At 55.8% G+C, this 24,113-nt stretch carries 20 protein-coding genes; 10 read left to right on the top strand and 10 right to left on the bottom strand.

Annotated features, from left to right (window positions below; translation table 11 throughout):
• Positions 1–812: 812 nt before the first annotated feature.
• From BUE18_RS09475 to BUE18_RS09455, 5 genes are all read right to left on the bottom strand, one after another.
• The gene (locus BUE18_RS09475) at positions 813–2,081 is read right to left on the bottom strand and encodes a spinster family MFS transporter (RefSeq protein ID WP_073475137.1); all 1,269 of its coding nucleotides are present in this window, start codon (positions 2,079–2,081) and stop codon (positions 813–815) included.
• A 17-nt stretch (positions 2,082–2,098) separates the two neighbouring features.
• Positions 2,099–3,808 (bottom strand): thiamine pyrophosphate-binding protein, encoded by a 1,710-nt coding sequence (locus BUE18_RS09470; protein ID WP_170868313.1) that lies wholly within the window; start codon positions 3,806–3,808, stop codon positions 2,099–2,101.
• A gap of 11 nt (positions 3,809–3,819) precedes the next feature.
• Positions 3,820–4,800 carry an NAD-dependent epimerase/dehydratase family protein gene (locus BUE18_RS09465; RefSeq protein ID WP_073475136.1) on the bottom strand — a complete coding sequence of 327 codons (981 nt, stop codon included), beginning with the start codon at positions 4,798–4,800 and terminating at the stop codon, positions 3,820–3,822.
• Between the two features lie 121 nt (positions 4,801–4,921).
• Entirely contained in the window at positions 4,922–5,530 is a 609-nt protein-coding gene (locus BUE18_RS09460; RefSeq protein WP_073475135.1) for a Crp/Fnr family transcriptional regulator, read from the bottom strand.
• Positions 5,531–5,732: 202 nt separating this feature from the next.
• Complete coding sequence (locus BUE18_RS09455; protein ID WP_073475134.1) at positions 5,733–6,716, bottom strand: rhomboid family intramembrane serine protease; 984 nt, start codon at positions 6,714–6,716, stop codon at positions 5,733–5,735.
• A 176-nt stretch (positions 6,717–6,892) separates the two neighbouring features.
• On the opposite strand from BUE18_RS09455, the gene BUE18_RS09450 reads away from it, so the two are divergent.
• Positions 6,893–7,471, top strand: coding sequence for a flavodoxin family protein (locus tag BUE18_RS09450; RefSeq protein ID WP_073475133.1), 579 nt, complete (start codon positions 6,893–6,895; stop codon positions 7,469–7,471).
• 248 nt (positions 7,472–7,719) lie between these two features.
• Here the strand turns inward: BUE18_RS09450 and BUE18_RS09445 are convergent, their stop codons facing one another.
• Complete coding sequence (locus BUE18_RS09445) at positions 7,720–9,366, bottom strand: fumarate hydratase (protein WP_073475132.1); 1,647 nt, start codon at positions 9,364–9,366, stop codon at positions 7,720–7,722.
• 186 nt (positions 9,367–9,552) lie between these two features.
• Here BUE18_RS09445 and BUE18_RS09440 point away from each other — a divergent pair, with 186 nt between their 5' ends.
• The 4 genes from BUE18_RS09440 to BUE18_RS09425 all read left to right on the top strand — a co-directional run bounded on the left by BUE18_RS09440 (position 9,553) and on the right by BUE18_RS09425 (position 11,320).
• Positions 9,553–9,735 carry a hypothetical protein gene (locus BUE18_RS09440; RefSeq protein ID WP_073475131.1) on the top strand — a complete coding sequence of 61 codons (183 nt, stop codon included), beginning with the start codon at positions 9,553–9,555 and terminating at the stop codon, positions 9,733–9,735.
• A gap of 220 nt (positions 9,736–9,955) precedes the next feature.
• Complete coding sequence (locus BUE18_RS09435) at positions 9,956–10,363, top strand: Fur family transcriptional regulator (protein ID WP_073475151.1); 408 nt, start codon at positions 9,956–9,958, stop codon at positions 10,361–10,363.
• Positions 10,364–10,407: 44 nt separating this feature from the next.
• Complete coding sequence (locus BUE18_RS27885; protein ID WP_073475130.1) at positions 10,408–10,599, top strand: rubredoxin; 192 nt, start codon at positions 10,408–10,410, stop codon at positions 10,597–10,599.
• On the top strand, positions 10,553–11,320 hold the full coding sequence (locus BUE18_RS09425; RefSeq protein ID WP_073475129.1) for a TIGR02757 family protein: 768 nt from the start codon (positions 10,553–10,555) through the stop codon (positions 11,318–11,320). Before BUE18_RS27885 ends, BUE18_RS09425 begins: the two co-directional genes overlap by 47 nt.
• 12 nt (positions 11,321–11,332) lie before the next feature.
• Here BUE18_RS09425 and BUE18_RS09420 read toward each other — a convergent pair whose 3' ends face one another.
• Positions 11,333–12,217, bottom strand: a complete 885-nt coding sequence (locus BUE18_RS09420; protein WP_073475128.1) for a cation diffusion facilitator family transporter — start codon at positions 12,215–12,217, stop codon at positions 11,333–11,335.
• A gap of 153 nt (positions 12,218–12,370) precedes the next feature.
• On the opposite strand from BUE18_RS09420, the gene proC reads away from it, so the two are divergent.
• The 5 genes from proC (at position 12,371) to BUE18_RS09395 (ending at position 18,571) form a co-directional block, all read left to right on the top strand.
• Positions 12,371–13,216, top strand: a complete 846-nt coding sequence (gene proC / locus BUE18_RS09415; RefSeq protein ID WP_073475127.1) for a pyrroline-5-carboxylate reductase — start codon at positions 12,371–12,373, stop codon at positions 13,214–13,216.
• Between the two features lie 62 nt (positions 13,217–13,278).
• Positions 13,279–14,037, top strand: a complete 759-nt coding sequence (locus BUE18_RS09410) for a cytochrome c biogenesis CcdA family protein (RefSeq protein WP_073475126.1) — start codon at positions 13,279–13,281, stop codon at positions 14,035–14,037.
• A gap of 12 nt (positions 14,038–14,049) precedes the next feature.
• Entirely contained in the window at positions 14,050–14,532 is a 483-nt protein-coding gene (locus BUE18_RS09405; RefSeq protein WP_073475125.1) for a thioredoxin family protein, read from the top strand.
• Between the two features lie 21 nt (positions 14,533–14,553).
• Positions 14,554–18,030: a UvrD-helicase domain-containing protein gene (locus tag BUE18_RS09400; protein WP_073475124.1), complete on the top strand. Its 3,477-nt coding sequence runs from the start codon at positions 14,554–14,556 to the stop codon at positions 18,028–18,030.
• Between the two features lie 70 nt (positions 18,031–18,100).
• A complete protein-coding gene (locus tag BUE18_RS09395) occupies positions 18,101–18,571 on the top strand; it encodes a hypothetical protein (protein ID WP_073475123.1) in 471 nt (156 codons plus the stop codon).
• Positions 18,572–18,713: 142 nt separating this feature from the next.
• Here BUE18_RS09395 and uvrA read toward each other — a convergent pair whose 3' ends face one another.
• The 3 genes from uvrA to BUE18_RS09380 are packed head-to-tail and all read right to left on the bottom strand — an operon-like array spanning position 18,714 to position 24,103.
• A complete protein-coding gene (gene uvrA, locus BUE18_RS09390) occupies positions 18,714–21,536 on the bottom strand; it encodes an excinuclease ABC subunit UvrA (protein ID WP_073475122.1) in 2,823 nt (940 codons plus the stop codon).
• Positions 21,537–22,319 carry an SH3 domain-containing protein gene (locus BUE18_RS09385; protein WP_073475121.1) on the bottom strand — a complete coding sequence of 261 codons (783 nt, stop codon included), beginning with the start codon at positions 22,317–22,319 and terminating at the stop codon, positions 21,537–21,539.
• Positions 22,316–24,103, bottom strand: a complete 1,788-nt coding sequence (locus BUE18_RS09380; protein WP_170868312.1) for a BatD family protein — start codon at positions 24,101–24,103, stop codon at positions 22,316–22,318. Before BUE18_RS09380 ends, BUE18_RS09385 begins: the two co-directional genes overlap by 4 nt.
• Between the last annotated feature and the right edge of the window lie 10 nt (positions 24,104–24,113).

Genomic DNA, 24,113 nt, shown 5'->3' with positions numbered 1-24,113 from the left:
GCCGCAAAACATGTTGCTTTGCAACCCAGGCAGGATACTGCTCTGTCTGGGCTACCCTTGTTACGGGATCGAAGAATATTAACCACGGAAACAAATGTGTTTAAAAGGCTCCATTTCCGCATACTAAAGACGTCGGGTTGCTGCGCGCGTATTCTTTCTTTTTTACATTCGAATGCGGCGAAAAAGCATTTTTACGATTCAAGTTCACTTGTACAGCGCCGCGCAACCCGACCTGCACAACACACTGAAATGGCATCAATTAAATCCAACAATTGTAGGTCGGGTCATGCGGAGCCGGTTAGACAGGTATTAAAATCCAGGGCGTACAATCCTTTGGGATTGATGCGGATTCATAGGTTCCCATGCGAAGCGACCCGACAAAAATATCAAACCATGAGAAAAAACGGATGCCGCGCAAATTTTTATTTTCGTGTCTTCCGTGTCTTCCGTGGGTAAAAAATTGGGCGCTGGATTCCCGACAGGGACGTTTGGGAATGACGGGCGAAAATTCGGGCGGGGAAACCCTGCCCCTACGCGGGCGCGGCAAGCAGCGCCTATCCAAATGCGAAGAGTCTCCGACCATTATAAAACGCTAAGGTCCGGCTAAAACCAAAAGGACGCTGGGTCCCCGCTTGCGGGCGATCCTATAAAAAGCGGATCGCCCTTGCGGGGATGACGGTCTTTACCGGCGAATTTGAGTTCATTGGGGGAAAAAACCGGTTGCCGTTTTCCAGGCTATTTTTACGAACCTTGTAACCATAAATGTACCTATCCTACATTATTGCCACCCCTGCCAAACAAATCTCCAAGGGTTACTCTTCTGCGGCGCGCTGCAGGTCGTCGTGATAGGTTTTGGAACTGATCCAGTAGCATGCCGCGCCCAGAAAGCCTCCCAGGGTGGAAATGAGCAGGGCGATTTTCAGGCCGGAGGCGCCGCCGCCCAGCACGTCTGATATGCCCCCCACGATCATGGGCGCCCAGGCGCCTCCCAGGACGTAGCAGCAAAAGGCGTTCATGCCCCAGGACACGCTTTTCAGATGCGAAGGCGCCACGTCCTGGGTGACCGCCGTGATGGCCGGCAGGGGGATCACCGAGGCGGCGCCGTAAATCAGGCCCAATACAAAGCCGATCCCGGACAACTCCATCATTAGGGAAAGAACCAGCAAGACGGACGCCGCCGCCAGCCCCCAGAAGGCCGTGAGCATGCGGCCCCGTTTGTTGCGCTTTTGCCAGGCGTCGGCCGCAATCCCTCCCAGGATCGACCCCAGAACGGCCATCATGGCGATGAGGCCGATCTTCATTCCTGCTGCTGTGGCGTCCACATTGTGGGCGCGCATGACATAGGCCGGGGTCCAGGTCAGGAAGGAAAACAGGGTGATGTTCTGCATGGCGAACCCAAGGTAAAGCCAGCGCAGGGTCGGTATGCGATATAACGAAATCGCCGCCTTGAAAAAGGAGATGTCATCCTCGGTTTTTTCCATCTTGGTTTGTTTCGAAAAATCCTTCATCCACAGAGCCAGACATCCCAGGAGCACGCCCGGCGCGGCGAATATAAAAAAGGCCGCTCGCCAGGTCCAGGTGCTGGCAATCACGCCGCCCAACAACATGCCTACTGCCGATCCGATGGGAATGGCCATGTTGAAAATCCCCATGGCCAGGCCCCGCGCTTTTTCGGGAAAAGCCGAGGCGATGAGGGGAATGCCGCCGGAGGTAAAGCCGGCTTCGCCCACGCCCACCAGGGCCCGGGGCAGAAGTACCCCCAAAAAGCTCCGCCCCAGGCCGGTGATGAAGGTGAACAGGCTCCATAATACGGCCATGATCGCCACGCACTTGGGCCGGCTCCACCTATCGGCCAGATAGGCGGCCGGAAAGGCGAACACGGCCATGCTCATAAAAAATACGGTCTGGATGATTCCGATCAAGGTGTCGTTCAGACCCAGCTCCGCCTGAATATGGACCACCGTGATCGACAGAACCTGGCGGTCAATATAATTGACCATGTATAGGAGGCTGCAGATGATCAGGATGTACCAGGCCGAAAATCGGCCGTCATTCAAATGCGTCGTTTCACGATGGTCCATGGCGTCCTCATGTTTGGTTAGAATTCATTGCCGGCAATCATGGCCAGTCCGGCGGAGCCTGGCCCCATGATGCCGGGATCGGTCATGACGTTGACGATGGCCGGGCCGCCAGCGTCGAACGCGGCTTCCAGGGCCGGGCCGATGTCAGCAGGATTTTCCACAAAAAATCCCTGAATGCCGATGGCTTCCATCAACTTGTGGTATGGAACGAAATTCAGTTCCACGGTATCGGGGATGTGGCGCTTGAATTTCAGCTTCATGCTGTTGGCGGTCATGCCCCACAGGTTGTTGTTGCCTATGACGACCACGATGGACAGGCCTTTCCGCACGCAGGTTTCCAGTTCCATGAAGCTAAAGCCGATGGACCCGTCTCCGGTGCACAGCATGACCCGGCTTTGGGGGCGTATCAGCTTGGACGCGGCGGCGTAAGGCAGGCCGCAGCCCAGGCAGCCGTAAAGGCCGGAGGCCATTTCATTCCAGGGGGCGACGCAGGTGCGATAGGACAACATCCAGGTGGGCATATCTCCTCCGTCATAAACGATGATATCGTCGGGCCTATCCATGAACCGGTCGATTTCCTTGGCCAGTCTGGCTGGGTGGATGGGGACCTGATCGCTTGTATAGTGAAATTTGGACAATTCCTTGTTATTGTCGTTCTCTTCCTGCAATTGAGCGACCCAGGGAGTAAAACGCTCCCGCAGAAATTCTCCAGCGCCCTGGGCGTCAATCCATTGGTTGCATCCTTGCAGCAGCCTTTTGATGTCGCCGAAAATGGCCGCGTCCACGGAGCGATTCCGGCCGATTTCCTCAGGTTCGATGTCCACCTGGATGATTTTTGCGTCCCGGCGGTATAAATCTCCGGTGGCGTTGTACAGACACAGGCGGTTCCCTAAAAGGATGATGCAATCGGAATCGATGGTGGCCAGGGCCGCCGCGCCCGGCCTTAGGCCCACCGAGGACTCAAAGCACATGGGATGGGCGTCGGAGACGATTCCCCGGCCGAATTTTCCCGTGAATACGGGGATTCCGGCTTTTTCCACGAAGTCGGTCAGTTCCGGTCCGGCCTGGGAGAAATAAGCCCCGCTGCCCGCCATGATGACGGGTTTTTGGGACGCCTTGATAAGGGACATCATTTTTACCACGTCGTTGGGATCGATGGGCCGCGACTCCACCGAGGTGTGCAGCCGCACTGCGTTTTCGGATTCCACGGCGCCGTCCAGCACGTCGATGGGCAGTTCCAGAAAAACAGGCCCGGGCCTGCCGCCTGCTGCGCAGCGAAAAGCCATGTCGATGTAATCCGGCAGGCGTTCCGTGTGACGGCATACCAGGGACTTTTTGACGATGGATTCGATGATGGGCTCCTGCTTCATATCCTGGAGGCCCAGGCGATCCGGGGATTTTGCGCCGTGGGCCCCGGCCATGAGGATCAGGGGCGAATTGGACAGATTGGCGTTTTGAATGGCCGATAAGGCGTTGGTGAATCCGGGGCCGAAAGTGACGGCAACCAGGCCCGGCTTGCCTGTCATGCGGCCGTAGGTTTCGGCCATGAAGGTTGCGGCTTGCTCGTGCCTGGCGGAGACGATGGGGATGCCGGAGGCTTCGGCTGCGCGCTGAATGGGGGATATGCTTTCCCCCGGCACGGTAAAGAGGTATTCCACGCCCTTTTGGGCAAAGGCTTCGGCGATGAGCTCCCAGCCTTTTTTCAAGTTCTTGGGTTCATTATCCATGATTTCCTCCATTAATCGTTCAAAAGGTTTTCCTGCCGCAGCCAGTGGTAGCTGTCGGTGAACATTTCTTCGAGAGGCGCCTTTTGCAGACCCAGGTCATGGACGGCCAACTGGTCGTGGCACAACTGGGTTCCCACCAGGCGCTTATACTTTTCCAGGGTGATCAGCGGTTCTTTTCCATCGAACCACGACTTGATTTGCAACAGGTACATGAACGCCTTGAGCTTGCTTTTTGAGATGACCTTCCCCGAATGGGGTTTTCCGAGAATTTTTTCAATCACGGCGAAAACCTGTTCAAACGCGGCAGGCGTTCCGCCCAGAACGTATTGGATCTCCGGGTTTTCATGCCCGGCTGCGGCTATATGGGCGGCGGCAATGTCCCTGACATGGGCGAAAGTGCCTGTCCCCGGGGGATAGCCGGGCACGCGATCCTGATGTACGGCCTTGATCGTCTGCGCCCAATTGACCCGGTCGTAAGGACCGATGACGTTGCAGGGATTGAGGATCACCGAGCGGATTTCGTCGGCTTTTTTCCTGATTTCCTGTTCGGCGGTATATTTGCTCAGATGGTAATTCACGCCGGATTCCTTGGCGGTGGAGATGGTGGCTTCCGACATGGGGCCGTTGTGGAAGCCGAATGCTGAGATGGACGACGTGTAAATGAACCGGCCTGCGTTTTGGGCGATGGCCGCGTTCAGGACGTTAATGGTCCCGTCAACATTGATTTTCCATTGACGTTCATTGTTTTTGGACCAGGTGCTGGTGTCTCCTGCCAAGTGGAAAACCGCGTCCACGTTTTTCGGCATGGCCTTCTTGATGGATCCGGGATCAAGGATGTCGCCGGCTATGGCTTGAACCTGAAACCGTAACAATTGCCCAAGGTTCTCGCCCGGCAAATGCAGGGCATGGAGTTCCCAATCCTGGCGGCTCAGCTCCTCGATAAGATTTAGCCCAAGAAAACCGGTTGCGCCGGTGATAAACGCCTTTTTCATAAAACCTCCCGTCATCAAGCCGACCGTTCGCCCGCCGCGAGAGGCGGCGCCAGATTAGTCGGCGTTGCGCTTTATTTTCGGGAAGTTTAAGTCAGGTTAGGGTTTAGGGCATTAACATAGGTTAAGAGATTTGATTTTTGTTACGAAGGGCTTTGCGGATGCGGCTTAAGGCCACGGGGGTGATTCCAAGGTAGGAAGCGATCTGATATTGCGGGGCTCGGTCTTCGAGGCCGGGATATTCCCGCAGGAAGTTCAGGTACCGGGTTTCGGCGTTTTCGGTCAGGAAATCCCGTTCCCGCCTTTCTTTTTCGATAAAAAGGTTTTCCACATATTTGCGGCTGATCTGGCACCAACAGGGATGGCCGGCCATCAGGCGCTGGTATTGCTGCAGGTCAAAGCAAAGTAAGATGCTGGGCTCCAGGGCCTGGATGCCGTACCAGGAGGGCTGGCTTTCCAAAAAAGGGCTGAAGGCGGACAAAAAACGGTTTTCGCCCCTAAAAGCCATGATCCGCTCGTCGCCCTGTTCGGTAATGCAGAAAATCCGAAACAAGCCGGACCAGATAAAGCCCATTTTGTCCGGAACGTCCCCGATGCGGAGAAAATGCTCCCCCTTCTCGTATCGGACCGGCGTGAACGCCGTGCGGTCGGTCTTATCCCACTCGTCGTCGGGAATCGGGGCGTATTTCTCCAATTCCTTGCGGACGCGCTCCAAAAAGATGTTGGGATCCATTGGCATCTTGTCCTCAAAAGGGGCGTTAACCGCACCGGCCGCCCAAACTTAGGCGCGGGATTCATCCCGCCCATGGGCTGCGCTGATACGGGATTATTTTTTCATATATCAAGGCCAAAGAAAGAAAATTCGGATGCAACAGCTCTACCGTATATAACATGGAGCCATAAATATGAATGCATTTTTCCGGGAACGGCATGGATTATTGACGTTCCTGGGATCTTCTGTTCAGGGCGATCTCCAAATACAAATCGCCGCGGGTTCCGTCGGCCCGGGCTTTGCCAAGGCCTTTCAAACGGAGCTTGGCGCCGGGATTCATGCCCGGCGGGACGACCACGGTGAACAGCCGCTTTTCATATCCCCAAGGGATGTTCACCAGTTTTTTCGCTCCCAGGAAAGATTCCGAAGGCGTGATGTACAATACGCCGTGCAAATCCGCCGAGGAAGGCGCGGATTCCGGGTGCAGCACCTGAAGCCTGGGCGAACGTTTTCGCTGGGTCACGCTGCGTACGGCGCGGTCCGCTCCTATCTGGGGAACGGTGGAAAAAAGAGGAACCAAAAGCATGCCGAAAATAAAGCCGCCCACGTGCGCCCACCATGCCACGCCTTCGGAGGCCGATCCGGCGGCGTTCACAAACTGCATGAAAAACCAGACGCCTAAAAAGAAAAAGGCCGGAATCTCAAAAAACAGGGGAATGATTATGATGGGAATCAGGGTCAGCACCTTGGCCCGGGGATGAAGCAGAAAATAGGCGCCCATGACTCCGGCGATGGCCCCGCTGGCGCCCACGGTGGGCAGCTTGGAGTATGGGTCCGAAACAATATGAACCATGGCGGCCAGAACTCCGCAAGCCAGATAAAACACCAGGTATCGGAAATGGCCCAGCCTGTCTTCCACGTTATCCCCGAAGATGTACAACATCCACATGTTCCCCAAAATATGCATGAAACCGCCGTGGAGGAACATATAAGAGATCAACCAGAAAGCCTTTTGAGATAAAGTGAAATGAACGGAGTACTGCTCCACGGTCAACCTGGCCGGAATGAGCCCGAAATGGAAAAGGAATTGAGACGAAGCCTCGCCGTAGCTCAACTGCATCAAAAAAACCAAAACGTTTACGGCAATGATCAGGTTGTTAACAACCGGCACAGTGTTGGAAGGGATGGTGTCTCGAATAGGAAACATGGGCCTTTTATTTTCCTTTCATGGCCCCGGCGTTTTTATTCTCTCGGGACGCGATTTGATTAAATATAACCTCTTTTACCGAACATGCAAATAAGAAGCCTTGTTGACGTGGGTCCTTGAATTCTTATAATGTCAATAATACTCAATCTTGAATACTCTTATACGGAGGCGGAATCATGAAAATTTTAGGAATATACGGCAGTCCCAGAAAGGGCGGAAACAGCGATCTCTTGCTTGACGCGCTGCTCGAAGCGGCCAGGGAGGCTGGGGCGGAAACCCAGGCGATTTACGCCCGCGACTATAAAATATCAGGCTGCCGCGAGTGCGGCGGATGCGATAAAACCGGCAAATGCGTGGTCAAGGACGAGATGCAGGATCTTTATCCTATTTTAAAGGAAGCGGACGCCATTGTGACCGCCGGGCCCATTTTTTTCTATAATTTCCCGGCCCAACTGAAGGCCATTATCGATCGCACCCAGGCCATGTGGTCCGACAGGCTGCTGAAAAAGGGCCAGGGGCCGTCCGCGCCCTATGAAAGCGGGACAGGCTACGCCATTGGCGTGGGCGCCACCCGTGGCAAAAACCTTTTTGAAGGGTGCGAGCTGACCTGCAAATATTTTTACGACGCCATGGACATGGAATACGGCGGCGGCATCTTTTTCAGGCGGGTGGAAGACAAAGGCGCGGTTCTGGAGCACGAAGACGCCATGGACCAGGCCCGGGAGTTGGGGCGCAAGATCGTCAAGGGCGGATAAATTGTGGAAGAAGGTTTTGGGGACGGAAAACCATTTGTTGGGTTTCGCACCTATGTTTTTGGCTTTGATCATTATTTCCGCCGAGAAATGAACAGCCTTTGTAGAAAAAGTTCTGCATGCTCTACCCAACCTACTATTTTTATGGACAATACGTAGGTTGGATAGCGCGCCGAAACCGCGTGATGAAAAACGCCCGGCGGGCCTAAGCCTGCCGGGCGTTTTTTGCTTGATGGAATCCCGGCTGAGAATCAGTCCAGGTTCATTTTTTTGCGCAGGGCCTGGTAACGGTCCGTGAGGTCGGAGAAAAAGTCGTTGCCCTTGTCGTCCACGATGATAAAGGCGGGGAAGTCCCTGACCGTCATAAGCTGAATGGCTTCCATGCCCAATTCGGGATATTCCAAAACCTTCAAGGCCGTAATGCATTCCTTGCCCAATCTGGCGGCCGGGCCTCCGATGGAGCCCAGGTAAAAGCCGCCGAATTTTTTGCAGGCGTCGGTGACGACCTTGGTGCGGTTGCCCTTGCCCAGCATGACCATGGAGCCGCCTTCGGCCTGGAAGATGGGCACGTAGGGGTCCATGCGGCCCGAGGCGGTGGGGCCGCAGGAGCCGCAGGCATAGCCTTCGGGCGTTTTGGCGGGGCCGGCGTAATAGACCGGGTGATTCTTGAAATAGCCGGGCATGCCTTCGCCGCTGTCCAGGCGCTCCTTGAGTTTGGCGTGGGCGATGTCCCTGGCCACGACAATGTCGCCGTTCAGCATGACCCGGGTGGCCACGGGGTATTTGGTCAGGATGGCCCTAATTTCGTCCATGGGCATGTTCAGGTCGATCTGCACGGGTTCGGTTGAGGATTGGAGGCTTTCGGGCAGGAAGCGTTGGGGATTTTCCTCCAACTGCTCCAGAAAGATGCCGTCCGCGTTGATCTTGGCTTTTATGTTCCGGTCCGCGCTGCAGCTGACGCCGATGCCCACGGGGCAGGAAGCCCCGTGCCTGGGCAGGCGGATGACCCGGACGTCCAGGCAGAAGTACTTTCCGCCGAACTGGGCGCCAATGCCAAGATCCTGGGACGCCTTCAAAAGTTTGGCTTCCAGTTCCACATCGCGAAAAGCCTGACCGGAATCATTGCCCTGAACGGGTAGATTGTCGTAATATTTAGCGGTGGCCAGTTTGACGGTCTTGAGGTTGGCTTCGGCGGAGGTTCCGCCCACCACAAAGGCCAGGTGATACGGCGGGCACGCGGCCGTGCCCAGGCTGACCATTTTTTCCAGCATAAAGGCCAGCATGGATTTTTCGTTCAGAACGGCCTTGGTTTCCTGGAAAAGATAGGTTTTATTGGCCGAGCCGCCGCCTTTGGCCATGAACAAAAAGCTGTACTGGTCGCCCGGCGTGGACAGAATGTCAATCTGAGCCGGGAGATTGCACTTGGTGTTGACCTCCTGGAACATGGTCAACGGCGCATTTTGGGAATAGCGCAGGTTGTTTTCCAGGTAGGCTTCCCGGATGCCGGCGGAAAGGGCCGCAGCGTCGGAGCCGTCAGTCCAGACGGCCTGGCCTTTTTTGCCCATGACAATGGCCGTGCCCGTATCCTGGCAGGTGGGAAAGACGCCTTCGGCGGCGATGGCCGCGTTGCGCAGCATTTCAAAGGCCACGTATTTATCGTTGTCCGAGGCTTCGGGGTCTTCCAGTATGGCCGCTTGCTGCTCCAAATGGGCGGTGCGCAAAAGGTGGGAGACGTCCCGAAAAGCCTGTTTCGCCAACAATTTCAGGCCCTCGGGCTCAACTTTAACAACGGTTTTGCCTTCAAATTTCGTTGTGGAAACAAAATCTGACGTGATTTTTTTAAAAACGGTATTATCTTGTGTCAAAGGGAAAGGGTCCTGGTATTGCCAATTGTCCATTTTTAAGTCTCCTGTTTTTCGGACGCGGCCAAATTGCTTGCCGGGATCTAAAACATAAATATATGGGATTCTAATTTCAAACACAAGCTTTGCTTGGCTTATTCTGACACATAAGTCGTTAATATCATGGGCGGCGTGCATCGACTGTTCACCGCCCCGCACATTCACCTAAGAAAGGAGGCTTCTATGTCCAACACACCCCAACATTGTCCTGGTTTTGAGGCGAACAAAGACCTGAAGTCCTTTACCTGCAAGTGCCCTGAATGCGGGGAGGAAATGGAAATTTTTTCCGACGAATTCGACAAACCCCGTACTTGCAAGAAGTGCAACAAGCCCGTCGACTTCACCCAATGCAAGGCCGACTTTTAAGTGAGCAATCAAGTTCAACGCCCGGAGGAAAAACCGCCTCCGGGCGTTTTCTTACCTTGAATTTCCATATTAGACCATTATTTTCTCACGCCGGCGCTTGTTTTTTTGGTCAAGCCGCTTGATTATACGGTGTATTCTATTTCACACAACGAGTGGTGCAAAAAGTCTTGACTAATATACAAATAGGAATTAATACTGCCTGCGGTGAGAGATGATGAATATGGAATCCGACAAACAGCAATTCAGGATGACGCGGCAACGCAAGGTTATCCTTGAAGAGCTCAGAAAGGTTACGAGCCACCCCACGGCGGATCAGGTTTACGAGATGGTCCGTAAGCGTCTACCCCGAATCAGCCTGGCGACCGTGTACCGGAACCTGGAGACCCTCTCTGCAGCGGGAGAGGTGCTGAAACTGGAAGTTTCCGGCACGCAGCGCAGGTACGACGGCGACACAAGCGAGCATCATCATGCCCGCTGCGCCATGTGCGGTTCGGTGATTGACATACCTGCCAAGGCGTTTCCGATGCCTAAAATCCCCTCTGAAGCCATAGAAGGATTTGACATTTCCGGATACCGTTTGGAATTGACAGGGTTGTGCCAGAATTGCAGGGCCACCAAAGCCGTTTAGCTCAGAACCCACAATGAACCAGCCATGAAGGGGGAGGAACCTGAATGGACCAGTACCTTTGCGAGGTATGCGGCTACGTGTACGATCCGCACAAAGGAGACCGGGAGAGCCAGACTCCGCCCGGGACCGCATTTCAGGATTTGGAAAAAGATTGGACGTGTCCGGTCTGCAGCGGGTCCAGGAGACATTTTGAAAAGCGACAAGAAGACCTTAGAATCCGCCTACAAAAAGTATAACCGTCCTGAATATCTTTCCACCGATCCCTTAGAATTCGTCCATTTTTTCCCAGACCTTCGCGACCGGGAAATTGTGGCGCTGCTTGCCGCCTCCCTGGCGTACGGACGAGTTGCGCTCATCCGCCGGAGCATATCCCTGGTTCTGGACCTACTAGGCCCCCGCCCGGCCGAATTTCTGGCCGCATGCAGCCAGAGCGCCCTTCCCTGCCTTTTTGAGGGCTTTTGCCACCGATTTTGCAAAGCGGATCATCTTGCCGCTTTGTTCAGGGCCGTTAAACGCCTGAACCAGGATTACGGCTCCCTGGAGCGAGCCTACGCCCAGGGCGCGAGTCCGGATCATGAGCATGTCATGCCCTCCATGGCGGCGTTTTACGACCTCATGATGAAAGCGGGTTTGGAAGGCGCCGGGCATTTGGTCCCGGATCCATCCAAGGGCAGTGCATGCAAGCGCATGAATTTGTTTTTACGCTGGATTGTGCGAAAAGACGACGTGGACCCCGGAGGGTGGACCTGCGTGCATCCCAGACAGTTGATCGTCCCCATGGACGTGCATATGGGCAGGATATGCCGTTCTTTAAAGTTGACGAGCAGAAAGCAAAACGACTTGAAGACGGCTCTGGAGGCTTCCAGGGCCTTTGGCGAGATCTGTCCGGAAGATCCGGTGCGCTACGACTTCGCCTTAACCCGGATTTCCATGGCGGAGCCGGAGTTATTCATGTGAAGGCCTAAGCCGTTAATCGTCGGCCGGGTCCACGTGAACCACCACGTCCACCACTTCTCTGATTTCGTCAAAAAGGCATTTTTCCACCTCTTTGGCGATGCTGTGGCCCTGGCGGACGCTCAGGTTTCCGTCCACCACGATGTGGACCTGCATTTGGAGCATATCGGCTGAGGTGCGGACTTTCAGGTCATGCACGTCTTGAACTCCGGGCACGGCGCAAATGCAGCCGTTGATTTTATCCAGGGTGTCCGGGTCCGGGGCGGCGTCGGTCAGCTCCTTGATCGCTTCCCAGAACATTTTGACGCCCACCATAAGGACCACAAAGGAAACCAGGAGGGCGGCGTAAGAGTCAAGAACGGCAAGGTCCGGGTGAAACTGGGCGCCGGCCACGCCCGCGAATACCGCGACGGATGACCAGGCGTCGGATCTGTGATGCCAGGCGTTGGCTACGACCACCTTGCTTTTGATTTTATTGCCCACATGGGCGGTGTAACGGTAAAGGAGTTCTTTAACCAAAATGGAAAGGCCGGCGCCGATCAGGGCAATCCAGGAAGGAGGACAGGTGGTGTGAAAATAAATCGCCCGGCCTGCGTCCACCCCGATTCCAACGCCCGCCGCCGCCAGAAAGATGCTGACCACCGTCGTGGCCATGGTTTCCAGGCGTCCGTGGCCGAAATGATGGCGGTCGTCGGCGGTTTTTCGGCCGAAATGGAGGCCCAGAATAACCACAAAATCGGAAAAAAGATCGGATACCGAGTGAACCGCGTCCGCAATAAGGGCCTGGCTGCGCCCCACCACGCCGAGGGTAAGCTTAAGAATCGTGAGCGCCACGTTGGCAATCAGGCCTACCAGGGTTACTTTATAGCCGGCTTTTACTTGAATGGAAACGTCTTTCATGAATGGAATTTTGCCACAATTTTTCCATAAAAGTCAATGGGTATGAGCTATGGAAAAAGCCATTATCGTTGACAAAGAGAGCAAGGGTGTTTACCTCTATAGGGATGCTTATTGACAGCAATGCTTAAAAAGACAGGAGAAACAAACGCCAGTATGAATAAAAACCTATCTATCGGCTTTATAGGGGCAGGAAACATGGCCTGGGCCATAATCGGCGCATTGGTCAAGTCTGAGGTTCTTCCCCCAAAAAATATCATCGCCTCGGACATTGCAGTGGAGCGCCTGGAACTTGCGGAAAAGGAGTTCGGCGTGACAACCACCCAGGATAACGCCCAGGTTTTCGCCAAATCCAATGCCGTGGTGCTGGCTGTCAAGCCCCAGTTTCTTCCTGAAGTATTGGAAAACCTGGCAGCATCTCCCGAATTCCCCGGAGAAGGCCGTAAGCTGATTATTTCCATTGCAGCCGGCGTGGGCTGCGCCAAAATGGAGGACATCCTTTATACAGGATTGGACGAAGATGCCAAATCCAGGCTGCCCATCGTCCGGGTGATGCCCAACACCCCGGCTTTAGTGGGCCAGGGCATGGCCGGCATGGCGGCCAATGCATACACTGCCGAAGAAGACCGGCTAACCGCCCAGACGATTATGGACGCGGCGGGCAAGGCCTTGTGGTTCGACGAAAAGGACATCAACGGCGTGACCGCCCTTTCCGGTTCGGGCCCGGCTTACGTGTTTTATTTGGCTGAAGCCATGGTCCGGGGAGGCGTTGAAGCGGGTCTGCCTGAGGATAAAGCGCTTGCAATGGCCATCCAGACCATTAAAGGCGCGGCCCTGCTTATGGAGGAAACGGGCGAGGCGCCCGGCCTGTTGCGGAAAAAAGTGACCTCCAAAGGCGGCACAACGGCTGCGGCCCTAACTGTTTTCCATGAAAACAAGGTGCTGGAGGCTATTGTCAAGGGCATGCTGGCCGCTAAAAAGCGCGGCGAGGAGCTTGGGTAGGGAACCGGCCGGGGCAAGAAGATTATTCCCCATATCATCTGACCGATTCTGAGAGCGTAATCATGTTTCAAACTGATGTCAGTTTCTTCGCCGCCCTGATCCAGGGCCTGCTTTCCTTTTTCTCCCCCTGCGTGCTGCCCCTGGTGCCTGCTTATTTCGCCTTTCTGGCAGGGGCTTCGCTGGACCAATTGGTGGATAGGCCCGGTGGAAAAGAGCGCAAGGACCTGGTTTTCCACGACAGGGAGGGCGCCCCTCCCGGTCCGGAGCCTGAGGCCGTCCAGAAGAAAATCCGCAGGCGTCTGATTTTATCCACCATCCTTTTTTGCGCCGGGTTTTCCTTTGTGTTCACGGCCTTTGGCATGACCACCTCGGCTTTGGGCGCCCTGCTGCTGGAGCATATGGCGACCATCCGGATCGCCGGCGGCATTGTGGTGATTATTCTGGCCCTGCATGTCATGGGGCTTTTCCACATTAAGGCCCTGGACGTTGAGAAGCGTTTTCACTTCGCAGAGAGGCCCGCCAGCATGATAGGCATGTTCATGGTGGGAATGGCCTTTGGCGCGGGCTGGACGCCGTGCATGGGGCCGTTTATAATGAGCGTGCTCATGATGGCCGCCAACCAGGAAACGGCCATACGGGGCGGAGCATTGCTGGCGGTGTATTCCATTGGGCTGGCGGCGCCCTTTTTGATTCTGGCGATTTTTGTGAATCTGTTGCTGGAATTTCTGGCCAAGGCCAAAAAATATATGCGCTTTATTATGCCCACGGCGGGAGGCGTTATGTTTCTGCTGGGGGTTGCACTTATTCTGGACTGGATTTAAAGGAGACAAGACATGAAACCAGTGAAAACCATTATTCTGGCCCTGGCCTTATGCCTTGCCATGGCGAGTACAGGCCTGAGCGCCTCCACCATTAACTGGACCACCTTGGAGGCGGCCCAGGACAGCGTAAAAAACGGGGATAAGCTGGTTTATCTGCATTTTTATACGGACTGGTGCGGCTACTGCAAAAAAATGGACGCCAGCACCTTCAAGGATCCTAAAGTCGTTAAATACCTGAACGACAATTTTTTATCCGTCAGGCTGAATCCGGAAAAAAGCGACGCCGCCAAAAAAATGGCCTCCAAATTTTACGTCAGGGGATTTCCGGCCAACGGGTTTTCCAACGACGGCCTGGCGCCTTTGTCCACCAACTCCGGCCTGGCGATCAGCCCCGGATTCATGCCGCCGGAGCAATTTATGGTCATGCTGGAGTATTTGGGCTCAAAATCCTATGATAAAATCACACTCAAGGATTTTATGAGCCAAAGAAAATAACCCAAACACGGATTTCCGTTCATGCCATTCGCCGCTGACTTCCACATCCACTCTTGCTACTCCCGGGCGACGGCCCGGGACCTGAACCTGGAAAACCTGCATTATTGGGCGCAATTAAAAGGCCTGACCGTGGTGGGGACCGGGGATTTCACCCATCCCGCCTGGTTTGCGGAAATCCGGGAGAAGCTGGAGCCCGCCGAGCCCGGACTGTTCAAGCTCAAGCCGGAACTGGCGGCGCCCATAGACGCACAAGTTCCCGCATCCTGCAAAGGAGAGGTGCGTTTTATCCTCAGTGCGGAAATCAGCAACATCTACAAAAAAAACGACGCCACGAGGAAGAATCATAACGTCATCCTGATGCCGGACCTGGACAAGGCCGCCAAGTTCAACGAAAAGCTGGACTCCATTGGCAACATCAAATCCGACGGCAGGCCCATCCTGGGCCTGGACGCCAAAATCCTGCTGGAATACATGCTGGAGTTCGATCCTGACGGGCTTTTCATCCCGGCTCATATCTGGACGCCGTGGTTCTCCCTTTTGGGCTCCAAGTCGGGTTTTGACTCCATTGAAGAATGCTTTGAAGACCTTTCGCCCCACATCTACGCCCTGGAAACCGGGCTTTCGTCCGACCCGCCCATGAACTGGCGGGTTTCGGATCTGGACGGCAGAACTCTGGTGTCAAATTCCGACGCCCACTCGCCGTCCAAACTGGCCAGGGAGGCCAACCTGTTCGGCGCGGAGCTTTCGTTTCCCGCCATGAGCAGGGCTTTGAAAACCGGCGAGGATTTTCTGGGCACCATTGAGTTTTTTCCGGAAGAAGGGAAATACCACCTGGACGGGCATCGCAAATGCAACGTTTGCCTGACGCCTCCTGAAAGCCTGGCCAACGGATGCCTGTGCCCGGTCTGCGGCAAGCCCCTGACCCTGGGCGTTTTGCATCGTGTGGAAGCCCTGGCGGATCGCGAAGAGGGTCAACTGCCCGAGCGCCGCCACCCCTTTTACAGCCTGGTTCCGCTGGTGGACATTCTGTCCAACATTCTGGGCGTGGGGCCAGCCAGTAAAAAGGTCAAGACGGCCTATGACGAAACCCTCAAGGCTGTCGGGCCTGAGCTTTACGTCATCAAGGACGCCTCGCCCGAGGAATTGGAGAAGTCCCCCCTGCCGCTGCTGGCCGAAGCTGTCAGCCGCATGCGGTCCGGAAGCATCGTCCTCAAGGGCGGCTTTGACGGCGAGTACGGGACCGTGGCGGTCTTTGACGCCCAGGAGCGGGAAGGGCTTTTAGGGCAACAGGCCCTGTTCGACATTCCCAAGCCGAAAAAAAAAGCCATAACCGGAAAAAAAAAGTCCGTAGAAAATGAACCGGCGGTTGAGCAGGCCGGACTTTTCGACGCCCCCCAGGAAATTGAGGAATATCCACGGGAACCGGAAGAGGAAGTTTCTACGGAAAACGACCTGGAGCCCAAGGAGCTTCTTTCTCTGGCCGTCCGCAATCAAACGCCCAAGGAAAGACCGGCGCCCAAGCCCTTCGCCCTGAACGCGGTCCAGGAAAGCGCGGTCAATCATGAAGGCTCGCCCCTGCTTATCAAGGCCGGGCCGGGCACGGGAAAAACCCGGACCCTGACCCACCGGATCGCCCGATTGGTTGAAAAATCCGGCGCGGCGCCCGAATCCATCCTGGCCATCACCTTCACCAATCAGGCAGCCCGAGAAATGGCCCATCGGCTGAAAGACATGCTGGGCGAAAACGGCGGCAAGGTTTTTGTCGCCACCTTCCACGCCTTTTGCCTGACCTTGCTGCGGGAGCTTGCCGAGGCGGAAGGGCGCGCCATAAGCGTTTTGGGCGAGAAGGACCGGCTTTTTTACATCAAAAAGGCCTTAAAAGAGGCCGGGATAAAAAAGATCAAGCCGGAGCTTGCTTCCCTGCATATTTCTTTAGCCAAGCAGCAAATGGCGTCCCCCTCCTCGGCGGAATTTCAGGATTTGGAAAACAAGGCCGGGGCCATGCAAGAGGCTTACGCAGCTTATCAGACCACGATCTCCGGGCTGGGGCTTTTGGATTTTGACGACCTCATGTACAAGGCGGTCCGGGCTATCGAGGCGGATTCCCTGTATCGCGAATCCTTGCAAAAACGCTTCCCCCATGTGTGCGTGGACGAGTTCCAGGACGTCAACCACGTCCAATACCGGCTGTTGCGGCTTCTTTGCCCGCCGGAGGCCGACTTGACCGTAATCGGTGACCCGGATCAGGCCATTTACGGTTTTCGGGGCTCGGACGCGGGCTTTTTCAACCGGTTCGGGGAGGATTATCCCCAGGCGCGAATCATCGAGCTTTCCACCAATTACCGCTCCACGGAAACGGTGCTGAAAGTCGCCGGCCAGGTCATGGGCGAGCCGGGGCAGGATTTCGGGCTGCATTCCGGCATTGTGGGCGCGGATCAAATTATGGTTATTGACACGCCCACCTCGGCCGCGGAATCCGAAGCCATTGTGCACATCATGGAAAGCATGGTGGGCGGAGTCAGCCATTTTTCCCTGGATTCAGGACGAACGGACATGGACGCAGGCTCCGAGGATTGGAGCTTCGGCGACTTCGCCGTTCTGTTTCGCACCCGCATCCAGCTTCCGCCTATGATGGAGGCCCTGGACCGTTCGGGCATTCCTTACCAGGTGGTGGACAAAAAACGGTTGGCGGACCATCCGGGCGTGGAGGAGCTTTTATCCTATATCCGGCTGATTAATCAAACCGGGACCGACCTGGACCTGTTACGCATCATGAACTTCCCCAAACGGGGCATTGGGGATAAAACCATCGAAACTCTGCGCTCCTGGGGGGAGTCGCAGGGAAAAAGCCTGATCGAAGCCCTGGAAACAGCCCGCAGGCTGCCTTTGCCCGGGCTTTCCAACTCGCAGCAGATCAAGCTCCATACGGTTTGGAAGACCATTGCGGAAGCCCGGAAAAAAATCCTGGACGCCCCTCTTCCGGAAGCCCTGGAGCACCTGATGTACACCATCCCCCTGGAGCCGTTGTACACCCGGAGCGGCAACGGCCGCACCGCCAGCGCTTGCATTCTGGACATGGCCCAGGATTTTAACGGCGATTTGGGCAAGTTCTGCGACATGGTGAATCTGGCCAGCGACGCTGACACCCTGGAGCCGGAGGCGGACAGGGTTTCCCTCATGACCATGCACGCGGCCAAGGGCCTGGAGTTCCGCGGGGTGTTCGTAACCGGCTGCGAAGACGGCCTGATCCCCTATTTCCGGGAAGGCAAGGAGTCCGACCCGGAAGAGGAATTGCGTCTGTTCTATGTGGCCCTCACCCGCGCCCAAAGGCGCTTGTGGCTGACCTACGCCAAGCGGCGCCGTATGTTCGGCAAGGTTATCTCCCAAGATCCGAGTCCTTTCCTCGCACGCATCAAAGAGGAAATGAAAGACTTGAAAAAGCCCTTTAAACGCAAAAAAAAGCCCGCCCCCATACAAATGGGTTTATTTGGGGAGTAAAAAGGAATATTCTTCGGCCGTTTGACGGTCGCCGTCAGTTTATCGCCTAACCCAAACTTTGCGAGGCATTATGGGAAGCAGCCAAATCATTTATGAATGGACTCCGCTGGAAGGCATCGGGCCTTTCGTGTTCAACGAACCGGTGGAAAAGTACGCGTCAAAGTTTTCCCTGTTTCCGATTCCCGACGAGGTGGAAGAGGATGAAGATTGGGAAACCTACGGCATGCCGGGCGACGAAGACGCACGATTTTACTTTGAGGACGGGTTGCTGGAAAGCGTCATCGTCTCGTCCAACTTCTTCTACAACAACGCCAACCTGATCGGCCTTCCTCCTGACGAAGCTCTTGAGGTCCTTGAAATGGCGCCCGACGACGTCGAAAAAATCGAAACCGACGAGGGCGAGGAGGACGCCTATTCCTTTTATGACGTCAACCTCCAGTTCTACGTGCTGGACGGCGTGATCGACACGGTTCTCGTGGGCAGGGATTATGAGGACTATGAGTACGAAGAGGATGACGAGTACGACGACGAAGAAGACTAAAAGGAAGGATTTCCGGGGGACGCGATACTGATTTCCACCGTCTTTTCCCGCGCTGTTTCAGGTCTTGCGGAAATCAGTTCATGTCCCCGATATTCAGGCGCCGGGCTTTTCCAGCCTGACGCCTGTTCTCTTACAGCGCTTGTTATGTTCTTTCCGCTTTGAGGATGTTATCCAAAAACTGGCCGGTATAGGATCGGGCATTGGCGGCCAGTTCTTCGGGAGATCCCACCCCTACAATGGAGCCGCCGTTGTCGCCGCCTTCGGGCCCCAGGTCGATGACATGGTCGGCCGACTTGATCACGTCCAGGTTATGCTCGATGACCACCACAGTGTTTCCGTTATCCACCAGACGATTCAATACGTTCAACAATTTTTGGATGTCGGCGAAATGCAGGCCGGTGGTGGGCTCGTCCAGGATGTATATGGTCCGGCCCGTGCCGCGTTTGGAAAGCTCCCTTGCCAGCTTGATGCGCTGGGCCTCGCCGCCGGACAGGGTGGTGGCGGCCTGCCCCATTTTGATGTAGCCCAGGCCCACGTCAATTAAGGTCTGGAGCTTGGTGCGGATGCTGCCGATCTTGTCGAAAAACTCCCGGGCCTGATTCACGGTCATGTCCAGCACCTGGGTGATGTTCTTGCCTTTGTACAGAATTTCCAGGGTTTCCCGGTTGTATCGCTTTCCGTGGCAAACGTCGCAGGCCACATACACGTCTGGCAAAAAGTGCATTTCGATCTTGATGATGCCGTCGCCGGCGCAGGCCTCGCACCTTCCGCCTTTTACGTTAAAGGAAAAACGGCCGGGCTTGTATCCTCGCACGCGGGAATCCTGGGTTTTGGAAAAAAGCTCCCGGATATGGGTGAACACTCCGGTGTAGGTGGCGGGGTTGGACCGCGGAGTCCTGCCTATGGGCGCCTGATCGATGTGGATGACCTTGTCCACCAGGTGCAGGCCTTCCATTTCCCTATGCTCTCCGGCCTGGATGCGGGTTCTGTTGAGGTGCTGGGTCAGGCCTTTATACAGGGTTTCGATGACCAGGGTGGACTTGCCCGAGCCGGAAACGCCGGTGACGCAAATGAGCCGGGACAGGGGGAATTCCACGTCGATGTTCTTCAGGTTGTTTGCGTTGGCGCCCCGGATGACCAGTTTGCCGTTTTTGGGGGATCTGCGGGATTCGGGCAGTTCAATGCGCTTTTTTCCGGAAAGATATTGGCCGGTCAGGCAGTCGTCCTTGAGCAATTCTTCTGCATTGCCGGAGAAGACCACCTCGCCGCCGCGCATGCCCGCCCCAGGCCCCATGTCAATAATGTGGTCGGCCGCCAGCATGGTGTCGGCGTCGTGCTCCACAACCAGGACCGTATTGCCGATGTCGCGCATGTGGCACAGGGTGTTCAGAAGGCGCATGTTATCGCGCTGGTGCAGGCCGATGCTGGGCTCGTCCAGGACGTACAGGACGCCGGTGAGCTTGGAGCCGATCTGGGTGGCCAGGCGTATGCGCTGGGCCTCGCCGCCGGAAAGGGTGGCGGCGGTGCGGTCCAGGGTCAGGTAGTCCAGGCCCACGTTGGCCAAAAATCCCAGGCGTTCGTTGATTTCCTTAAGGATGCGGCGGGATATGTCCTGATCCCTTTTGCCCATTTTCAGGTCCCGGAAAAAGACCAGGGCTTTTTTGACGGAAAGGGCCGTGACTTCAAAAATCGCCTGGTCGCCCACACGCACATTGCGGCTTTCCAGCTTGAGCCTGGCGCCGTTGCATTCGCTGCACGGCTTAAAGGCCATGAAGCGTTCGATCTCCTCCCGGATTTGCTGGGAGGTGGTTTCCCTGTATCTTCGAATCAGGTTGGGCACCAGGCCCTCGTAAGGCTTGGTGTAGACGTAGCGCTGCCCTTTGCGTTCAAAGTAGAAATTAATAGGCGTTTTTGAGCCGTTCATCAGGACCTTTTTAAACTTCGGGTCCAGGTCCTTGTAGGGCGTGTAGATGTCCACCCCGTAATTGGAGGTGAGGGCGTCCAAAAACTCGAAAAAATGCACGGAACTGCGATTGGCCCAAACCGCCACGGCGCCCTCCCGCAGGCTGAGTTCGTGGTTGGGAATGAGCAGTTCCGGGTCGAATTCCATGGTGGAGCCCAGGCCGTCACATTTGGGGCAGGCCCCCTGGGGCGAGTTAAAGGAGAAGCTGGCCGGGGTGAACTCCGGATAACTGATATTGCATTGGATGCACGCGGAGTGCTCGGAGAACAGGATGGGATCCTCCCCGATGGGATGCACGGTGGCGAATCCCTCGCCCTGGCTGAGGGCCAGCTCCACGGAGTCGGCCAGGCGATTTTCCACGCCTTCCTTGATGACCAGGCGGTCCACAACAACCGATATGGTGTGCTTCTTGTTTTTTTCCAGGGGCCGGATTTCCTCCAGCTCGTAGATCTCGCCGTCCACCTGCACCCGGGCGAATCCCTGCTTGGTCAGTTGGGTGAACAGCTTTTCAAAGGTCCCTTTTTGGCCGGAAACCAAGGGCGCCAGAATCATGGCTCTGGTTCCTTCGGGAAGCTCCATGATCTGGTCCATAATCTGGTCGATGCTTTGGGAAGTGATGGGGCGGCCGCACTTGTAGCAATGGGGCTGGCCCACCCGGGCGTAAAGCAGGCGCAGGTAGTCGTAAATTTCCGTGACCGTGCCCACGGTGCTTCGGGGGTTGTGGGATCCGGTTTTCTGCTCAATGGCGATGGCCGGAGAAAGGCCTTCGATGGTGTCTACGTCCGGCTTGTCCATGCGCTCCAAAAACTGCCGGGCGTAAGCGGAAAGGGACTCCACGTAACGGCGCTGCCCCTCGGCGTATAGGGTGTCGAAAGCCAGGGTGGATTTTCCCGAACCGGACAAACCGGTGACGACCACCAGTTGGTTCTTGGGGATGTCCACATTGACGTTTTTCAGGTTGTGGACTCTGGCGCCCCTGACGATAATCTTGTCTTCTTTCAATTATGCCTCTGTATTTTGTCCGGCCGGCTCGTTACGGAGCGGACGGATAGCCGCAATGCCTTTGTTGGGGGTCCAGCCCCGTTTTTCCTGGGAAAAGCGCACAAGGCTCCAATCGCCCTCCCGCCTTTCCAAAACGACGGGGGACCCGTCGTGGAGTTGGAACAACAAGGTGTCATTGTCTCCCGGGCCCGCCCGCACGTCTATCTTATCTGCGATCACCACCGCGCGATGATCCTGGGAGGCATCATACCATTTTGCAATTCCAAAGAAAACCGCCGTGAGCCAGATGAGGCCCACAGCCATGACCACGTAAAAGTTCCACTCAGCGGGTTTGAACAGCCGCACAATGTAAAAGAAGCACAAGAAGAGATTGAGAACCGCAACTATCCAAAAAATTTCCATGCCCGTAAAACGGCGCACAAGATCGGACATGAAAAATGCGTTTTCCTGCTCGATTTGATCCAGCCTTTTATCCTGGGCGAACCCCAGGTTAAAATGGAGGTCCGGGTCCCGGGGCGTTAAAATCCTCGCTTTTTCATAATTGAGAATGGCCAGCCCGATCCGGTCCATTTTTAAAAACGCGTTGCCCAGGTTAAAATACACGCCGCCGCCCACCGGCGACTTGGCGATCATTTCTTCATACCGGGACGCCGCGTCCTGAAAATTACCTTCCTTGTACGCCTGGTTGGCGGAGTAAAACAGGGCGTGGTCGGCCTCTCCCGCCCAGGTCAGGGCCGGCGCCATCAATGCCATGAAAGCCGCTATGACAAGTAATCGTTTCATACCTTGACCTTTTTATCCACCGCCCTGACGACGTCCAAAAGCTCTTGCCTGACTTCCGGGCTGAACTGGCTGCCGCATTGGCTGAACACGCAGGTTTCCAGGCTGGAGAAAACCTGTTTCAAGCGGGACGCGGACTCGGGGTCGACGCCGGCGGCCAGCATTTTCTCCTCCGCCTCGTGGGAGGTGAGAGTTGCGGCCTCCAGCCCAAGGCGCAGGGCGAGATACTCCTGCAAAGCCCGGAAGGCTTCCACGCTTTTATCCGCCCCCAGGTCCCTTACCGCCTTAGCAAAGGCCGCGTAAGCTTTTTTGGAAGCCCTGACCCCGGCCTGTTGGGCGCGTTTTTCTCCGCCGCTGCGAATAATCAACGCGCCGGCCAAGGGGAGGAAGGGAAAGCCTATTATCAAAACGCCCAACCACACAGGCATGGTCTGGCCCATGCCCGGCGCTACGGCCTTGGGGGTTTCATGAATTTTAAGGATGTCCTCCCCAAGCATTTGCACCCGATGCTTGGAAGCGGAGTTCACCTGCATTTCCTGGGTCGGCGCAGGCGCTGCATGCACGGCGCCGGGCAGAACGTGCAGGTTTATCTCCCGGGTTTTGGCGTATTCGTACTTGCCGGTACCGGTATTAAAATAGGGCACGGAAAAAGCCGGAACGGCCACGTCGCCCTCTGTCTGGGGCACCAAAGCCCACTGCATGGTTTTCTTTCCAAAGGGGCCCTGCCCGTCCCGATTATCCTCCAATTGGGGATCACTGGGATACACCTTCACCCCGGGCAAAGGCGGCAAGTCCAGGTCCGGCAGCAATTGGACGTTTCCCCTGCCTGACAGCGTTACGGTGAGGGTGGCCGAGTCCCCGGCCTTCACCTCTTTGGGGTCCAGGTCCGCTTGGATGGAAAATCGGCCGATGAGTCCGTTAAATCCGCCGGGCGCCCCTTCCGTGGGCAAGGCTTTCACCGAAAACGAAACCGGTTCCGACAACACCCGGGTTTTAACCACTTGTTCGTTGCCGAAAAACTGATCGTCAAAAAACCCCCTGGGAAAACGCGAGGGCCTGCCGGAAGATTTGATCACCTCGGCTTTGACGGCCAGGGGAGGAATTTCATAATCGCCGGTTGCGGAGGGAATGACCTGATGCACCAGTTCGGCCACATTGAAGGCTTTGCCGTTAATGGTCTTTTGAAATTGGCGGGAGTCTCCGATTTGGGAAAACTCCAGATTTTCAATATCGGGAAAGCCCTCAAACTGGATGTCCCGCAGCGGAATGCTCCAATAAAACCGGACGCGGCAAAGGATGTCCTGGCCCGCATAGGCCTGTTTGGGCAGAACTTCCGCAGTGAAAAACATGGCGTCGTTTTCGCGGCCCTTGATTTCTCCCAACGGGTCCACGGTCACCCGCGCCGTGTTGCTGCCATACTGCTTGCCGCCAATGGTTACGATGGCCGGCCCCAAGGTGTAGGTTCCGGTTTTAGGGGCGCTGATTCCATAGGTGTAGGTAATGCTGCGATCAATCCGCCCATTGACGATGCTCGTCCGGGACGACTGGCCGGGCCTGCCCACTTCAAGCCCGTTGGTTCCCCTTAGTTGGATGTCATCCGCGGACCCGGCCCCGGAAACCGTGACGGACAGGTTAAAAACGTCCCCGGTCTGCACCCTGTTCGGGGAGGCGTCCAGGGAGACGGAAACGTCCGCCATACACAAGCCGGGCGCCAGCAGAAAAGCGAGAATCAGCAAGATAGGCATGATTGTAAACGCGTTTGCTATGTTTTCCCGTAATGATTTCATGGCTGCAGGC

The organism is Desulfatibacillum alkenivorans DSM 16219 (genome assembly GCF_900142135.1).
Classification (GTDB): Bacteria; Desulfobacterota; Desulfobacteria; order Desulfobacterales; family Desulfatibacillaceae; genus Desulfatibacillum; species Desulfatibacillum alkenivorans.
Note: the sequence above shows the minus strand (reverse complement) of the source record. Positions and strands in the feature narration are given on the sequence as shown.